Below are 16,410 nucleotides of genomic sequence, written 5' to 3' on the forward strand. Positions count from 1 at the left end.
ATTGGCCACTCTTATTCCCCCCTTATCATTTCATCTAATATTTGTACAGACATTTTGTTCTTATGTTTTCCTGGTTGGACATAATATTTAGGTTGGTTATTTATAATTAAAGTTAAAGGATCATCAATAGCTGTATCCAACGCTATAACATCGCCCTTCTTTACTTTGAGAAACTCATCAATCGTAATATTTGCATTTCCTAGAATGGAAGTAATTAATACTTCCGCTTCTTCTACTTGTTTTGACAATAAATGGTATGCTTCATCATCTCTCGTTTTTTGATGTGTTTGCATCCAATAATGTTCCGATAATTTTGGTATAATTGGCTCTAAAATAACATGAGGGATACAAATATTAATAACACCACTTGATTCCCCAATAGTAGTTGCTAAAGAAACAACCACTACCGTTTCATTTGGGGCAACCATTTGAATAAACTGGGGATTCTCTTCAAATTCTTCCAGTACTGGATCTATTTCTGAAACTGAATCCCAAGCTTCTTTAAGACAATATACCCCTTTTTCAAATAATTGGGTAAGAAGTAGTTTTTCTATTTCAGTAAAATTACTATTTTTACTCAAACTATTTCCCTTCCCACCTAAAATTCGGTCGATTAATGCATATGCTATGTTAGGATTTATTTCAAGAATTAATTTACCATCAAGTGGTGCCACACTGTATATGTTTAACACCGTCAATCTTGGTATAGACCTAACAAATTCCTCATAGGGAATCTGATCAACAGATGTAACAGAGATGTTTACATACGTTCTTAACTGAGTTGTAAAAAAAGTAGTTAGCAGTCTAGCATAATTTTCGTGGATTCGTGTAATACTCCGAATTTGATCTTTCGAAAATCGTAATGCCCGTTTAAAATCATAAACCCTTACTTTCTTTTCGCTTTCTTCCTTTTTTAACTCTTCTGCATCCATTTCACCTGATGTTATGGCCGAAAGTAGTGCATCAATCTCATTTTGCGATAGAACTTCTTCCATAATGACACTCACCTCCAAAGTGGAGTTATTGCAAAATCTTGTTTATCGTGTATACGTCAATAATTTCTCCCTCAGTCATTACTTCATTTAATTTATTTTTTAGTTGCGATTCTAAATCTGGCAAACTAGATTTAAAATCATCTTCTGTTTTTGTTGCAAGTTCTTTTATTAATATATTTTTCAATTGAAAGTCGCGTTTCTCTATTTCCTCTTTGGCGTCTTTATTGTTTGTTAATATTTGAAATTGTACTCTTACAAAACTTCCATCTGATAAATCTGTTGTAATCTCAGGTGATTGATAGGAGTATTCAACAATTTCATCGATGCCCAACTCTTCCGATTGATTATTTGCATCTGTTACATTTATTACAACAACAAAACCAGCAATCACAACTATCAATAACATAGCTAAAGATGTTAGCATCGTTTTAACTAATTTACTCATTTCCATCACCTGCTTTCACGTGTAATTGAAGTCCTATCGTCTGGTAAAAGGAAGTTACCTTTTGGACAATTTCGGATTTTTTATTTTTCACTACTAATTTTTTACCGTTATTTAGTGTAATGGTAGTACTATCGGGTAACGATTCTACTTGTTCAATAAGCAATGCATTAAGATTAAATGAATCCCCATTTAAACGTATTAATTCAATCATATATGGTGGTAGAGACATAGATTAATAGTCTCTACCTACCTCCTTATTATCGTTTTAAGTTAACAAGTTCTTGTAAAATTTCATCTGATGTTGTAATAATTCTTGTATTTGCTTGGAAAGCACGTTGCGCCGTAATCATTTCTGTAAATTCTTCTGCTAGGTCGACGTTGGACATTTCAAGTGTGCCACTAACAAGTGATCCAATTCCCGCTGAACCTGGAGTAAAGAATGAAACATTTCCACCAGCTACATTATGTCCAGCGTTTTGCGTATCTAAGTATAAATTTCCGCCAACTTTTTCTAGTCCAGAGGGGTTTGAAAAAGATGATATTCCTATGTTTAAGACAGTATTGTCATTAGACCCTACAACATTAATGCTTCCATCATCCCCAATGCTAAAACTTTGGGCATCTGTTGGAATTCTCATTTTATATCCTGACACAGGACCTGCTCCATCATCTGCATTAACAAGTTCATTACCAGCCGTTCCTAACAGGAAATTCCCATTTGCATCAACTATAAATCCGTCTTGATCTAAATAAAAATTCCCAGAACGTGTATAATTAATGGTCTCACCATTAAAAACCGCAAAAAACCCATCACCCTCTATTGCTATGTCTAAAGGATTGTTAGTAGTTTGAAGAAAACCTTGTGTATGAATGTTATCAATAGATCCTGTTTGTGAACCAAGCCCTACTTGTTTTGGATTTATACCTCCTCGTCCAGCTGTTGGCGCTTGTGCACCAGCATTAGTTTGACTCAACATATCCTGGAAAGTAACTCTACCTTTTTTAAATCCAGAAGTATTTACATTTGCTATATTATTACCAATTACATCTAATTTTGTTTGGAAATTTTTCATCCCGGAAATACCTGCATACATTGAACGTAACATTTTTTTTCCCCTTTCAGAATTAGCTGTATCTGTCATTCAACAGCTATCGGCTTCCTTTATCGGTCCAGCCTAATCATTTATTAAAATTGTTCCATTAATATTAGTAAAAATTTTATGATTTGCTTCTTCTTTGTTCATTGCTGTAACTACTGTATTATTCTTTGTACTAACTAGTAAAGCAGCATGGTTTGTTACTACTAAAGAATCAGTTATTCCTTTTTTTCTTGCTTCTGCCATTTTCGTTTCAATCAATTGCCACTCTTTGTCATCAATATCAATATTTCGTTCTGTTAGTCGTTGGCTCGCATGTTTACTTATTTTTAATTTCTGTTGATTCGCTAAAATTTCCTTAAAAGTATGATTAGTATTCTCTAATACTTTCTTTTCTCCCGTAGGAAAATGTAGCGCATACTGCGGTGGTACTTGATGAACTCGATGATCCAGTTTCATCACTTCCCCTATTTTGAGTCTTGTTTATCATCATTTTCATCTATTAAACTAACTTTTGAAACCATTGTTACTTCAATTTTTTCTTTATTATCTAGCTCCAATATTGCAATACCATCACGTTGACTTACTGCAATCACTTTTCCAGTCTCTTCCCGGGATGTCTCAGAATCTCCTGTGCTAGAAAGGTACGTTACATTTTTCCCAATCAGATGACTATGTTGCATAATTGGTGACTGAGTTTGGTTTTCAACTAGCATTTCAATTGATTTTGATATATTCATTGTTTGCTCTAACGATGTTAAAGTAGCCATTTGCTGAACCATTTCATTTTCATTCATTGGAGCTGTTGGATCTTGATTTTGTAACTGTGTCATTAGTATTTTTAAAAATCCATCTTTATCTATTGTTGGTTTTGGTTCCCTAATAACTTTTTGATTCGATAAATATAATGATGGGTCAATTTTGCTCATATTATAATCCCCTATACTTTGACATTCATTAGAAGGTCGTTAAAAGATAATTCCGTTTCATCCGAAGAAGACTCATTTCCTTCTTGGTTTGAATGACTTGAATGTTGTTCACCTTCGCCTTCCCATTGTTGATTGGAACTAGGATCCTTTTGCATCATATTTCCTTGTGTAGGTAATTCTTGTTTTTCAATAATTACTTGATGTGGAAGAAACATATTCCTTAACTGACCCATATTAGATTCAAGCATATCCTTAGCTACTTGAGTAGAAACAACCATTTTAACAGTCATTTCTCCATTCATTTGTACCAATTTAATTCTTATTTGTCCTAAGTTTTCTGGATTTAATATAATAGATAATTGATTTGTACCATTTGGACTAGCTAAAAATCGACTTGTTTTAATAATGGATTCAAATTGTTTGATTAATTGTTGATTTACTTTCGATGTTTCTTGGTTATTGTTCAAATGAATTACATACTGCTCTATTTTCGATAACGGAGTCCCAGTATGAATTTGATTCGTTGTTACTGGCTCTGAAAGACTATGTTTTTCAAGAGACTTTATCAACCAATTAGTTACATCTTTACTTGTAACTTCAGAGTGAACATTATACTGTTGTTTTATTGATAAGTTTTCTCTTTTAGAAAAAAAATCTATTAAATCTTGCCAAATTAATTGTTCTTTATTATTCACGTTATTTTGTTGGAGATTACTAGTTAAATATTGCCCCGTTTTATCCAATTTTAAATAGTTCTTTAAGAGCTCTAACACTTTAGGTGAAATTTTTGATAAATCATCTGTATTATTAAGTTGTGTTATTAAGTTATTAAAATTTAATATTATATCTTTTAAAATATTTTTATGTTCAGCTCTTACTTCGTCTTTAATACTACTTGTTACCTGAATCAGTTCATTACTATTTAAATGATCGATAAGTGTTGAACCATTTTCAGTTGGCATGATAAACGGACTATTTCTAGTCAAATATGTTTTATCATTATCAAATAAAGCTGATAGTTGGTTATTTATATTTTGCGTTTGTTCTTCTATTTTATTAAGGAGTTGAAGCACATTGCTTTTCGACACTTGATCAACTGTCTCTGCATTTTCCGAAATATTATCTAGTAACACTGCAAGTTGATTATTTATATCTTGTATTTGTTCTTCTATTTTGTTAAAAAGTTGAAGCACATTGTTTTTCGACACTTGATCAACTGTTTCTGTGTTTTCCGAAATATTATTCATCAACATAGCAAGTTGATTATTTATATCTTGTGTTTGTTCTTCTATTTGATTAATTAATTGGGCTATATCTGTAATCAATACTTGGTCAAATGTTTCCGTGTCTTCCGAGATATTATCTAGTAACATAGTAAGTTGGTCATTTATGGTTTGATTTTGTTCTCTTATTTTATCTATTGACTGCGAAAGATTAATTACCATTTCATGATCTGTTGTAAAATATGAATCTACCCGTTTTTTCTGATTTTCATTCATAACTAGCTCTTGATTGTTTAGAATTTGTTCAAAAGAAAGGTTTTCTGAAACGGTAAGATTTCCTTGATTCATTTGTTCCGAAACTTTAACTGATAAAGGAATATAAGTGCCGACTGCATTCATTATTTCACCTCCTTTCAATTGGGAGATTGTTAATTTTCCATTAAATTCTTGGTAACCTCTGCAGCTTTCTTAGGATCCATTTCTTGTAATATCTTACCACGGGAATCATTAGAGATTTCTTTCAAAATTAAGACTAGACTAGATTGATCAGCCATGTTCGTCAATATTTCAGCAGCTTTTTCTGGTGCCATTTCCTCGTATGACTTTGCCACTGTTTTTACTTTTTTATTGGAATCCTCTTCTTCCGATTCCATAGTTTCTTGGAGATTTTTATTGTCCGATTCCTTTTTTTCTAATTGGGTAATCTCTCTCTCTAAATCTTGTATTTTTGCTTCTTGATCATTCATACTTTGAGTTAAATCCTCAATTTTTTCATCTTTTTTTTCAATTACTTTTTGTAAATGCATTTCACTAGATTGCTGTTGCCCCTCATCATCTGTAGTTATCATATTAGAAATAACTGGTACACTATTGCCTTTTTCTTTTAGCCAGTTAACTGCGTCAAATCCGGCTATATTTAAGATTATTAAAACGATTGAAATGACAACTGCGACTGGTATGACTACTGCAAATACAAACCAAAGAAACGGATTTATCTTTCTACTTTTATCATTTTTTTTCTTTGCCATGATCTCACCTATTTTTACTGTTCATAAATTGATTTAATGAGATTTCATCCATAAACGCCTTTTCTATTCTATTAATTTGGTCACGTTCCTCATTTGTTCGGCGTTCTATTAATTTCTCAAACTTTTTCACTTCTATATGGGCATCTGTTAATTCTGCTTGTTTTAGTTCCATTTCGCTTCTTGCTTTATTCACCTTTTGTTGCAGGGTAAGAATATCTTCTTTAATTGATTCAATATAAAAGGCAATTTGTTTAATTTGGTCTAAAGGTACACTTGAACTTATATAATCTTCATACGTTTTTTCAGCATCTTCTTTTTTCTTTAACAAACGATATAAATTCATAGCTACAGATTCAAATTTTTCCATTGACTGAGAATAATCTTTCTGAACCATTTTTTTTTCATTTTCTCTAACATCTAAAATTTTATTAAGAACCATTGTCTTAGCCATATATTCATCCTCCATTCAATAAGCTATCCATAGAATGAATGGTTTCTTCTAAAGAAATAACTTCACTAACATCTTGTTTTAAAAATGCCTGAATTTTTGGATATATAGATATTGCGCGATCGATATCTTTATTTGTACCTGGTTTATATGCACCAATATTGATTAATTCGACATTATCTTCGTAACTAGAAATCAATGTTCTTAATGCATTTGCATTTCTTTGGTGTTCTTTTGTAGTAACTTGATTCATCACCCGACTGACAGATTTTAAAACATTTATTGCAGGATAGTGACCACGCTCCGCAATTTTTCTATCCATTACAAAGTGTCCATCTAAAATACCCCTTACTGTGTCGGCTATTGGTTCATTCATATCATCTCCATCAACTAGCACCGTATAAAATGCGGTAATAGTCCCTGAGGCGTTTGTTCCAGTTCGCTCTAAGAGCTTTGGTAGAATGGAAAAAACAGAAGGTGTATATCCTTTAGTTGTTGGAGGTTCACCGACCGCGAGTCCAATTTCTCTTTGCGCCATCGCTACACGCGTTACAGAATCCATCATTAAATTAACTTGATAACCAAGATCCCTAAAATATTCACTAATTGCTGTAGCCGTATAAGCACCTTTTATTCTCATTAATGCTGGTTGATCGGAAGTGGCTACTACAACAATAGACCTCATTAATCCCTCTGGACCTAAATCTTTCTCAATAAACTCCCTAACTTCTCTTCCACGCTCCCCAATTAGAGCGATGACATTAATATCTGCCTTACTATTTCTAGCAATCATGCCTAATAAGGTACTTTTTCCAACTCCACTCCCCGCAAATATACCTACCCTTTGTCCTTTACCGACTGTCAGCAGGGAATCTATCGCTTTGACTCCTACCTGTATCGGTTCAGATATAGGGGGACGAAGCATTGGATTAGGTGGAGTTTTATCAGTTGGTATATTAGTTAACCCTTTTGGAAGTGGTGTTTTATCTAAAGGAAATCCTAATGGGTCAACAACGGAACCAATTAAACCACTTCCTGCTTTAACTGTTAATGAATTTCCAGTTGATTCAACTAAACAACCCGGGCCAATTTCATTTACTTCTGAATATGGCATTAAAATAATTTTTTCATTGTTAAAGCCTACTACTTCTGAAAGAATGGGAGCTTTCCCTTTAAAGGCATGAATATAACAAACATCTCCAATATTAGCATGCGGACCTTGAGATTCAATCATAAGCCCAACGACACGTAACACTTTTCCATAAAATTTATATGGAACAGCTTGATCAATTGCAGAATAAAGTTGAGACTTATTCATTACTACTATTCTCCTGTACTACATCTTGTAATATCTGTTTAATTTGGTTTAATTGTGTATCAATACTTGCATCAATTTGTCCAAAAGCATGTTCAATAATACAAGCATTTACATCCAGTTCTTCCTTAACAAATATAGATAATTTCATATTGTTTTCTAAAATCTGTGTTAATTCCTGTTTATGTTCCATAACATATGTGTATTTTTCAGGATGCAAATAAATGGAAATGTCAGATTGATCCTGCAATTCTTTCATAGCCCTTTTGACAATATCTAAGAACACCTTTGAATCTTCTTGTATCTTCTGGTTTAACACTTTTTCCGCAACATAAATTGCCAAATTCAGAATAGATTCGTCACTTTTCGCAACAATTGCATGGTATTCCTCGTTTGCACGTTTCACTATAGAATTTGTTTGATTAATTAAGTCTCTATACTCCTGAAAAGCCTGTTCCTCACCTGTGGAGTAACCTCTCTTATAACCTTCTTCTTCTGCCTTTTTAATCCACTCATTTTTCTCTTGTTGCCAATTACCCTTTTCCAATTCAATTTCATTTTTTGTTCTTTCTATTAATTTAGCTTGTTGACCTTTTAATAAATCTAATTGCTCCGTTGCTATACGAATTTCATTTTGAATTATATTAAGTTCATCATGTTCAGGTAACCCGCCATCCACATGTTCTTCCGTTTTAAAAAAATCATGGGATTTAATTTTAATTACCCGTTTTTGTGTTTGTAAATGATTCATTTTCTGGAAATCAGACAATGATATCATCTCCTCCACCACGTGCAATAACTATTTCGCCAATATCCTCTAGTTTTCTAATAGTAGAGACGATTCTAGTTTGTGCTTCCTCTACATCTAGCAATCGTACTGGACCCATGTACTCCATTTCCTCTTTAAATGTTTCCGCCATACGTTGGGACATATTGGTAAAGATTAAATTCTTCACTTCTTCACTAGAAACTTTCAATGCTAATCTTAAATCTTCATTCTCAACTTCACGAATCACTCGTTGTATTGCACGATTATCGAGTATAACGATATCCTCAAAAATAAACATCCGTTTTTTAATTTCATCTACAAGTTCTGGATCTTGCGTCTCTAATGCATCAAGAATTGTTTTTTCAGTACTTCTATCTACTTCATTCAACACTTCCACAACCGCTTGAATTCCACCAGTTTGAGTAAAATCTTCAGTAATAGTACTGGATAAATTCCTTTCTAGGACTTGCTCTACTTGGCTAATTATCTCCGGTGATGTGGAATCCATCGTTGCGATTCTCCTCGCAACATCCGCTTGCATCTCTTGCGGCAATGCCGATAGAATTTGTCCAGATTGTTCTGCATCTAAGTAAGAGAGTACAAGTGCTATAGTTTGTGGATGCTCACCCTGGATATAGTTTAAAAGTTGTTGCGGATCAGCCTTCCTAGCAAAATCAAAAGGTCTGACCTGTAATGATGAAGTTAGTCTATTTATTATGTTCGAAGCTTCCTGTTTACCAAACGCTTTTTCCAGTACAGTTTTTGCATAACCAATTCCACCTTGCGTAATATAATCCTGTGCAACTACTATTTGATGAAATTGTTCGATGATGTCCTCTTTAACATTTGGTTCTACTTTTTTTACAGAGGAAATCTCTAAACTTAACCTTTCAATCTCTTCATCTGTTAGATATTTATAAACCTGGGCTGACACCTCGGGACCGAGTGCGATTAAAAGAATTGCAGCCTTCTGTTTCCCTGTTAAAACAACGTCTTTTGACCTAACCATAATCCCCCTCCTAATCTTCACCGATCCAACTTCTTAACAATTTAGCAAAATCTTCAGGATTTTCTTTTGCAACCTTTTCTAATTGTTTTCTTCTAACAACTGCCTCGGATTCCACATTGTCTTCTAAATCTGGTATTTCATTAATAGTTTGAGAAATAACTGTCTCTTCTTCCTCTAATTCATCTTTCGTTTTTCTGTTTTTAATTAAAATGAACGCCAAGATTAAAATAATAATAAGTAATATAGCCCCGGCGATATACAACCATGTAGGAATAATTGGTTTCACAGTTTCTGTAGATGTTGGTCCACCGGTAAATTCCTGAAATACGATTGAAATTTTCTCATCTGGATTGATTTCCCCGTACTCTTCATCAATTGATGTAGATACAATGGAATTTAAAATGGATGATATTCCACCCTCAACAGCATTCTGTTCTTGTTGGGATAAGTATTCAGCTTCACCTGTTGCGTTTTTCAAACTATCTACTGCAACTTGTATACCTAAATCTCTTACTTTATAAGGACTTTCTACAATTTCCTTTCGAATACGATTAAACTCATAATTAATCGTTTCCTTGTCCATCTCGTAGTCACCATTACCATTTTCTTCAGCTGCTTGGTAATTCGTTACATCTTCATCCCCGGTTCCGGCGACACCTCCTTGGGCACCATCACCTGAATAGGATTCTTGAATTGTTTCTAAACTTACAGGGAGACCTTCCATGTCATCAATGTTAACAGGCTCTACCAATTCTTCCGTTCTATTTTCTTGGGTAAAATCTATATCTGCAGTTACAGAAACTATTACATTCTCCATACCGACCATATTGCCAAGCATTTGTTGTAGACGTTTTTGTATATCACGTTCCACGTCTTGTTTCACTTTCTGCTGATACATATGTGCATCTTGTGTTGCCAAATATTGCCCTTGAGATTGCTGATCATAATACTCAAAATACTGATTCATAATAACGATGTTTTCCTCAGGCAAGTTAGGAACGGCTTGTGAAACAAGATGATATAGTGCATTAATTTGATTTCCTTGAAATTGGTAACCGGGTTTTGTATTTAAAACAATGGATGCACTAGCTTCTCCAATTGTGTCACTCGCAAAAATAGGTTCTTCTGGGATGTTAATCATAACTTGGGCATCATTAATCCCTTCAATACCTTTCATTAAAGTTGCAAGTTCTGTTTGCATCGCATCAAGTTTCATAATATTAAACTCATTATCCGTAATGCCCCAAGAAGAATTTTCACTAAAAAAGGAATAATCTATATTTCCACTATTTGGTATCCCTTGTCCTGCTAATTCCACAAGTAATGAATCACCTTGTTCTTCCGGAACCGAAATGGTGGTGCCACCTTTTGTTAATTCATATGGAATACTTCTTGAATCCAACTCTGTTTTTATTTGATTCGCTTCTTGTAATGACAAATCACTATATAATGTTACGTAATTTGTTTTAGAAGTTAGAAACACCGTTCCAATAATTAAGAAAATCACCAATAGTATCGAACTAATGAGGATTACCTTTTGTTTTTTGGAACGGTCTACCCAAAAAGAAACAGCCGAATCCTTCCAATTTAATAACTTCTCTTTCATACATACTGTCCCCTAACTAAAGCGCAAAAAAATTATAGTCTATTTATAACGAAAAATAAATTAAACTTGCATTCTCATAATCTCGTTATAAGCATCTATCACTTTTTTTTGGATTTGCACTGTAGTTTCTAAAGTGATACTTGCTTTTTGTGCTGTGATCATAACTTCATGTAAATCATCAATATTACCACTTGCCAGAGCTTCCGTTTTCTTATCTGATTCAATCTGAATTTCATTCAAACTATCGACTGCACCTTTTAATACATTTGCAAAGTTCTGTTTTGTTTCTTTAGATGAATCTACTTTCTTTGCAGGTATCGAATTTATATTCATACCTATTGAATCAATACTCGGATTCATATCTTAATCCCCTTATTTTTTATTTTCCTATTTCTAAAGCTTTCATTAACATACTTTTACTAGCATTGACTGCTGTTATATTTGCTTCATACGATCTTGTTGCACTCATTAAATCAACCATTTCTTGAAGTGGATCAACATTTGGCAACTGTACATAACCATTTTCATCGGCATCAGGATGGTTTGGGTTAAATACTAATTTAAATGGTTTTTCATCCTCAATTATTGCTGAAACTTTTACACCTGAGGTCGCTTTTTTATTCCCAGATGCTTTCTCTAAATACTGTTGAAAAGTATTCTTATCCGATTCAAGTACAACCATTTTCCTTCTATACGGCTCATATTCTCCATTTTCATTTCGTGTCGCACGAGTTGTTTGTGCATTAGCTATATTAGAAGAAACAACATCCATTCGTAACCTTTGTGCTGTCAGTGCACTAGAACTCGTATTTAAAGCATCAAAAATAGACATGATTAATTTCCACCTCTTATTACAGTTCTAAGACTATTAAACTTCCCGTTCATACGATCAACTAAACTATTATAATAGATTTGATTTTTCGCTAAGTCGCTCATCTGTTTATCAATATCCACATTATTACCATTGTGATTATAAATAGTGTTATTTTTTGTTATAACACGGTATGTAGATTTATTTTCTGAATAAAACGGAAGATGCTTTTCATTCGTCTTTCTAGCTTCTAATTTTGATTGAATTGCATTATCCAAAATGTTTTTAAACACTACATCTTTTGTTTTATAATTTGGCGTATCAACATTTGCAATATTATTTGAAATTACTCGATTTTTGGTAGATGCATAATCAAGTGAATTTTCCAACGTACGCACAGTACCTCCAAATAAATCCACTATTATTCCTCCATTACTAGTTAAAATATCTAATTCATAAAGATTACCCTAGAACATTTTAATTTATTCAGTCGACAAAGTCACTACTTTTCGACATTTTTCGCTCCAACGATAGTAAAAAGTTTTTGTATTAACTGCCATATATTGGGAAAATAATCACATGAAAACATAAACTTTTAAGACACCTTAAGTAAAAGCATTATCTTCTTACTAATACTTATTACCTATCTTATTTTAACTTATTTAATTAAAAAACGATATATAAATGTCGAAAATTGTATGAACAGAAAAGTAATTTTTATTGGATAATAATTACGAACACAGAAGCTCTAAAGAGGGGTAAAAAATTAAATTATTTTGGAGGTTCAAAAAATAAAGAGGAAAATGGTAACTAAAAATTAGAAAAAGCTAGGTTGAAACCTAGCTTTTTTAAGGAAAGCAGTCCGTTCGTCGCCAAACAAACATATTCTTTACTCTTTATCTTGAACGTAATTTATCAAGTTCAACTAAGAATTTGTCATTTAACACTTTAATATAAGTACCTTTCATCCCTAATGAACGTGACTCAATTACACCGGCACTTTCTAATTTCCTTAGTGCGTTAACTATTACTGATCTCGTAATACCTACTCTGTCAGCTATTTTACTTGCAACTAATAGTCCTTCCATTCCATTTAATTCTTCAAAGATATGGTCAATTGCCTCTAATTCACTATATGATAATGAACTAATTGCCATTTGTACAACAGCTTTACTCCTTGCTTCCATTTCGATTTCTTCCGTTTTTTCATGAAGAATCTCCATACCTACAACTGTTGCACCATATTCAGCTAATAGTAAATCATCATCATTAAAGCTATCATCTACTCTACCTAGAATCAACGTACCTAAACGATCTCCGCCACCAATGATAGGAACAATTGTTGTTAGAGCATCTTTAAATAATTCTTTGTTTTCTTCAGGGAATACAGAATATTGACTGTTAATGTCTAGGTTTGCTGTTGTTTCATGAATACTGAAAAGTCCTTGAGTGTATTCTTCAGGAAATCTTCTTTCTTCTAACATGTTTTTCATGCGGTCATTTGCAATTTCTTGGTTTACAGCATATCCAAGTAATTTTCCGCGTCTACTTAAGATATAAACATTCCCACCAAGTACATTTCTTAAAGATGCGGACATATCATTAAAGTTTACAGATTTCCCAGTTGCTTTTTGTAACATTGCATTAATTTTTCTTGCTCGGTCTAATAGTTTCATGTTGTAAATCCTCCATTTCATTCTTCAAACTATAGTATAAATTGACTAAGATCTCTATTCTCAGCTATTGATTTAAGTTTTTCATCCACATAGCTAGGTGTAATCTTAATTTCTTCCATCGTTATATCTGGTGCTTCAAAAGATAAATCTTCTAATAATTTTTCTAAGATTGTATGAAGTCTTCTTGCTCCAATATTATCGGTTTCTTGATTTACTTGAAATGCAATTTCTGCCAGTCTAATAATAGCATCGTCAGTAAATATTACATTTATACCTTCTGTTTTCAGTAATGCTTGATATTGTTTGATTAAAGCATTGGAAGGTTCTGTAAGTATACGTTTAAAATCTTCAACGGACAATTTCTCTAATTCTACTCTTATCGGAAATCTCCCTTGTAATTCAGGTATTAAATCAGAAGGTTTTGCCATATGAAAAGCGCCTGCAGCTATAAAAAGTATATGATCGGTCTTTACTGCTCCATGCTTCGTCATCACAGTAGACCCTTCGACGATTGGTAGAATGTCCCGCTGAACCCCTTCTCTAGAAACATTTGCTGAACTATTGTCTTTACCAACCACTTTATCAATTTCATCAATAAAGACGATTCCAGACTGTTCCGCCAATTCAACGGCCTCTTGCGCCACTTCTTCCATTTCAACCAATTTTTGCGCTTCTTGGTTAGTTAAAACCTTTCTTGCCTCCGATACAGGGAGTTTGCGTTTCTTTTTCTTCGTTGGCATAAATTGACCAAACATATCTTGCATATTCATTCCCATTTGTTCCATACCCGACCCTTGAAGCATGTCAAACATAGATGGTGGCATTTCGTCAATTTCCACTGTAACCATGTGATCCTCTAATTCACCAAGTGCAAGTTTCTGTTCAATTTGACTTCTTCTATCGTTAAACTCTTCATCTCTTTCATTATTATTACTTTCTTCTTCGGATGATTGAGTTGAAAAAAGCATTTCAAGAGGATTTTTTATTGTATTTTGTTTTTTAGCCTGTGGAAGAAGCAATTTTACAAGTTTACGATTAGCTTCTCTTTCAGCTTGTTCTTTAACTTCATTTATTTTTTCTTCCTTAACCATTCTAATAGACATCTCTACCAAGTCCCGAATCATAGATTCTACATCTCTACCAACATACCCAACTTCGGTGAATTTAGTTGCTTCCACTTTAACAAAAGGCGCACCGACAAGTTTAGCTAGCCTTCTCGCAATTTCTGTTTTACCAACTCCAGTGGGACCCATCATCAAAATATTTTTTGGCATAATCTCATCTTTTAAAGAATCTTCCAATTGCATTCTTCTAAAGCGATTCCTTAAGGCAACTGATACTGACTTCTTAGCGTTCTTCTGTCCTACAATATACTTATCTAATTGGTCCACTATTTCTCTAGGAGTATAACGAATACTCATTTATTAGATAGACCTCCTTCTATTCAAGTACTTCCAAAGTAATTTGATCATTCGTAAATACACAAATTTCCCCAGCAATTTCAAGAGCCGCTTGAGCAATTTCTCTTGCTGTTAACCCTTCAGAATACTTAATTAAAGCTCTTCCAGCACTTAGGGCATAATTACCACCTGAACCAATTGCTAGAATCCCGTCATCAGGTTCAATGACCTCTCCCGTACCAGATACTAAATACATCTGATCTTTATTCATGACAATAAGCATTGCTTCTAATTTTCTTAACACCTTATCACTACGCCATTCTTTCGCTAGCTCCACTGCAGCACGTGTTAAGTTACCATTATATGTTTGTAATTTCCCTTCAAACTTTTCAAATAATGTAAAAGCATCAGCAACAGAACCCGCAAAACCTGCCAAGACTTGCCCATTAAATAATCTTCTTACCTTTTTAGCTTTATGTTTCATTACGACTGCATTACCTAATGTCACCTGGCCATCTCCACTCATGGCGCATTGCCCATTATGCTTAATAGCAAATATTGTTGTTGCATGCATTTCAATAGTCACTCATCTCACCTCAAATATGATTAGTAAACTTAGAATTTGCTCCTAAACTTACAAATGCCTTAGTTACACTTATGCAAACCTTTACCGTGGGGCGAGTAATTGGAGCCCCAGGAAAAAGAAGATATATATTTCTTTTCTGGTAAATTAATCTTTTGCTCGCGGATGACTTTTCATATAAACATCTCGTAAGTAATCTTTTGTGACATGGGTATATATTTGTGTAGACGATAGATTCTCATGCCCTAAAAGTTCCTGAACAATTCGTAAATCTGCACCTTCATTCAACATATGTGTTGCAAAAGTGTGCCTGAGTTTATGAGGATGAACATGAACTGTCAATGCAGCATCATTAACCATTTTATTTAAAATAACTCTTATTCCCCTTGCAGTTAAAGGGGTTCCTTTTGCATTTAAAAAAAGAGCATCAGATTCAGTTTTCGATTTTTGTTGCAAAATCAATCTACCTTCGTTCAAGTATGTTTCAAGGGCAATTTCTGCAAATCTTCCAAATGGAACGTAACGTTCTTTATTTCCTTTTCCTCTAATAAAGATTGTTCCAATGGAGAAATCAATATTTTTTAATACGATCTCCTGACATTCACTTACACGGATACCCGTACCATATAATATTTCAATTAATGCTTGGTTGCGTTGACCTAGTGGTGTTGTTATATCACTTACCTCAAATAATTTTTCCATTTCTTCTTTATATAAAAAGGTAGGAACTGCTTTCTTATCTTTCGGTAACGTTATAAGTGCAAATGGGTTACCAGTATTCAACCCTTCTCTTTCCAGGAATTTAAAAAAACTTCTTAATGAAGAGATTTTCCTAGATACTGATTTCCTACTTAGCTGTTCCTCATAAAGTTGGGTAAGGAATAATCGTATTACAGTCGTATCAATCTGTGCCAATTCGTATATAGATTCTTTCTTTAAAAAGGCAAAAAAAATTTCAATGTCTTTTTGGTAAAACATAATAGTGTAGGGGGAAACATTCTTCTCGATTTGTAAATATTCCATAAAAAGTTCGGAGTATCTTACAAAATTCAATTCTGGCATTTATCCACCCCATT

General features: G+C 33.5%; 20 protein-coding genes. All 20 read right to left on the reverse strand.

Going from position 1 to position 16,410, the window contains the following annotated elements:
* Positions 1-11: 11 nt before the first annotated feature.
* The 20 genes from fliM to xerC all read right to left on the reverse strand — a co-directional run bounded on the left by fliM (position 12) and on the right by xerC (position 16,396).
* The gene (gene fliM / locus A9178_RS02815) at positions 12-995 is read right to left on the reverse strand and encodes a flagellar motor switch protein FliM (RefSeq protein WP_068672388.1); all 984 of its coding nucleotides are present in this window, start codon (positions 993-995) and stop codon (positions 12-14) included.
* Positions 996-1,020: 25 nt separating this feature from the next.
* Positions 1,021-1,440, reverse strand: a complete 420-nt coding sequence (fliL, locus tag A9178_RS02820; RefSeq protein WP_068672389.1) for a flagellar basal body-associated protein FliL — start codon at positions 1,438-1,440, stop codon at positions 1,021-1,023.
* A complete protein-coding gene (locus A9178_RS02825; protein WP_369801934.1) occupies positions 1,433-1,669 on the reverse strand; it encodes a flagellar FlbD family protein in 237 nt (78 codons plus the stop codon). The genes fliL and A9178_RS02825 overlap by 8 nt, the downstream gene beginning before the upstream one ends.
* 28 nt (positions 1,670-1,697) lie before the next feature.
* A complete protein-coding gene (flgG, locus tag A9178_RS02830; protein WP_068672685.1) occupies positions 1,698-2,546 on the reverse strand; it encodes a flagellar basal body rod protein FlgG in 849 nt (282 codons plus the stop codon).
* 69 nt (positions 2,547-2,615) lie between these two features.
* Complete coding sequence (locus A9178_RS02835) at positions 2,616-2,990, reverse strand: TIGR02530 family flagellar biosynthesis protein (protein WP_068672686.1); 375 nt, start codon at positions 2,988-2,990, stop codon at positions 2,616-2,618.
* Positions 2,991-3,004: 14 nt separating this feature from the next.
* Positions 3,005-3,466 carry a flagellar hook capping FlgD N-terminal domain-containing protein gene (locus tag A9178_RS02840; protein WP_068672390.1) on the reverse strand — a complete coding sequence of 154 codons (462 nt, stop codon included), beginning with the start codon at positions 3,464-3,466 and terminating at the stop codon, positions 3,005-3,007.
* An 11-nt stretch (positions 3,467-3,477) separates the two neighbouring features.
* Positions 3,478-5,088, reverse strand: coding sequence for a flagellar hook-length control protein FliK (locus tag A9178_RS02845; protein ID WP_068672391.1), 1,611 nt, complete (start codon positions 5,086-5,088; stop codon positions 3,478-3,480).
* A 29-nt stretch (positions 5,089-5,117) separates the two neighbouring features.
* Positions 5,118-5,717 (reverse strand): MotE family protein, encoded by a 600-nt coding sequence (locus A9178_RS02850; protein ID WP_068672392.1) that lies wholly within the window; start codon positions 5,715-5,717, stop codon positions 5,118-5,120.
* Positions 5,718-5,721: 4 nt separating this feature from the next.
* Positions 5,722-6,168, reverse strand: a complete 447-nt coding sequence (gene fliJ, locus A9178_RS02855; protein WP_068672393.1) for a flagellar export protein FliJ — start codon at positions 6,166-6,168, stop codon at positions 5,722-5,724.
* 4 nt (positions 6,169-6,172) lie between these two features.
* Positions 6,173-7,483, reverse strand: coding sequence for a flagellar protein export ATPase FliI (fliI, locus tag A9178_RS02860; protein ID WP_068672394.1), 1,311 nt, complete (start codon positions 7,481-7,483; stop codon positions 6,173-6,175).
* Positions 7,476-8,249: a flagellar assembly protein FliH gene (gene fliH, locus A9178_RS02865; protein WP_068672395.1), complete on the reverse strand. Its 774-nt coding sequence runs from the start codon at positions 8,247-8,249 to the stop codon at positions 7,476-7,478. Before fliH ends, fliI begins: the two co-directional genes overlap by 8 nt.
* Entirely contained in the window at positions 8,242-9,258 is a 1,017-nt protein-coding gene (gene fliG / locus A9178_RS02870) for a flagellar motor switch protein FliG (RefSeq protein WP_068672396.1), read from the reverse strand. The genes fliH and fliG overlap by 8 nt, the downstream gene beginning before the upstream one ends.
* A 10-nt stretch (positions 9,259-9,268) precedes the next feature.
* Entirely contained in the window at positions 9,269-10,864 is a 1,596-nt protein-coding gene (fliF, locus tag A9178_RS02875) for a flagellar basal-body MS-ring/collar protein FliF (protein ID WP_068672397.1), read from the reverse strand.
* 60 nt (positions 10,865-10,924) lie between these two features.
* Positions 10,925-11,224 carry a flagellar hook-basal body complex protein FliE gene (fliE, locus tag A9178_RS02880; protein ID WP_068672398.1) on the reverse strand — a complete coding sequence of 100 codons (300 nt, stop codon included), beginning with the start codon at positions 11,222-11,224 and terminating at the stop codon, positions 10,925-10,927.
* A gap of 19 nt (positions 11,225-11,243) precedes the next feature.
* Positions 11,244-11,696: a flagellar basal body rod protein FlgC gene (gene flgC, locus A9178_RS02885; RefSeq protein WP_068672399.1), complete on the reverse strand. Its 453-nt coding sequence runs from the start codon at positions 11,694-11,696 to the stop codon at positions 11,244-11,246.
* Between the two features lie 2 nt (positions 11,697-11,698).
* Positions 11,699-12,094 carry a flagellar basal body rod protein FlgB gene (flgB, locus tag A9178_RS02890; RefSeq protein ID WP_068672400.1) on the reverse strand — a complete coding sequence of 132 codons (396 nt, stop codon included), beginning with the start codon at positions 12,092-12,094 and terminating at the stop codon, positions 11,699-11,701.
* 477 nt (positions 12,095-12,571) lie between these two features.
* The gene (codY, locus tag A9178_RS02895; RefSeq protein ID WP_068672401.1) at positions 12,572-13,351 is read right to left on the reverse strand and encodes a GTP-sensing pleiotropic transcriptional regulator CodY; all 780 of its coding nucleotides are present in this window, start codon (positions 13,349-13,351) and stop codon (positions 12,572-12,574) included.
* A gap of 29 nt (positions 13,352-13,380) precedes the next feature.
* The gene (hslU, locus tag A9178_RS02900) at positions 13,381-14,772 is read right to left on the reverse strand and encodes an ATP-dependent protease ATPase subunit HslU (protein ID WP_068672402.1); all 1,392 of its coding nucleotides are present in this window, start codon (positions 14,770-14,772) and stop codon (positions 13,381-13,383) included.
* Between the two features lie 19 nt (positions 14,773-14,791).
* On the reverse strand, positions 14,792-15,337 hold the full coding sequence (gene hslV / locus A9178_RS02905; RefSeq protein WP_068672403.1) for an ATP-dependent protease subunit HslV: 546 nt from the start codon (positions 15,335-15,337) through the stop codon (positions 14,792-14,794).
* Positions 15,338-15,481: 144 nt separating this feature from the next.
* Entirely contained in the window at positions 15,482-16,396 is a 915-nt protein-coding gene (gene xerC, locus A9178_RS02910) for a tyrosine recombinase XerC (RefSeq protein ID WP_068672404.1), read from the reverse strand.
* Between the last annotated feature and the right edge of the window lie 14 nt (positions 16,397-16,410).

The sequence above is a fragment of the Oceanobacillus sp. Castelsardo genome, assembly GCF_001659985.1.
In the GTDB taxonomy this organism is placed as follows: domain Bacteria; phylum Bacillota; class Bacilli; order Bacillales; family Amphibacillaceae; genus Oceanobacillus.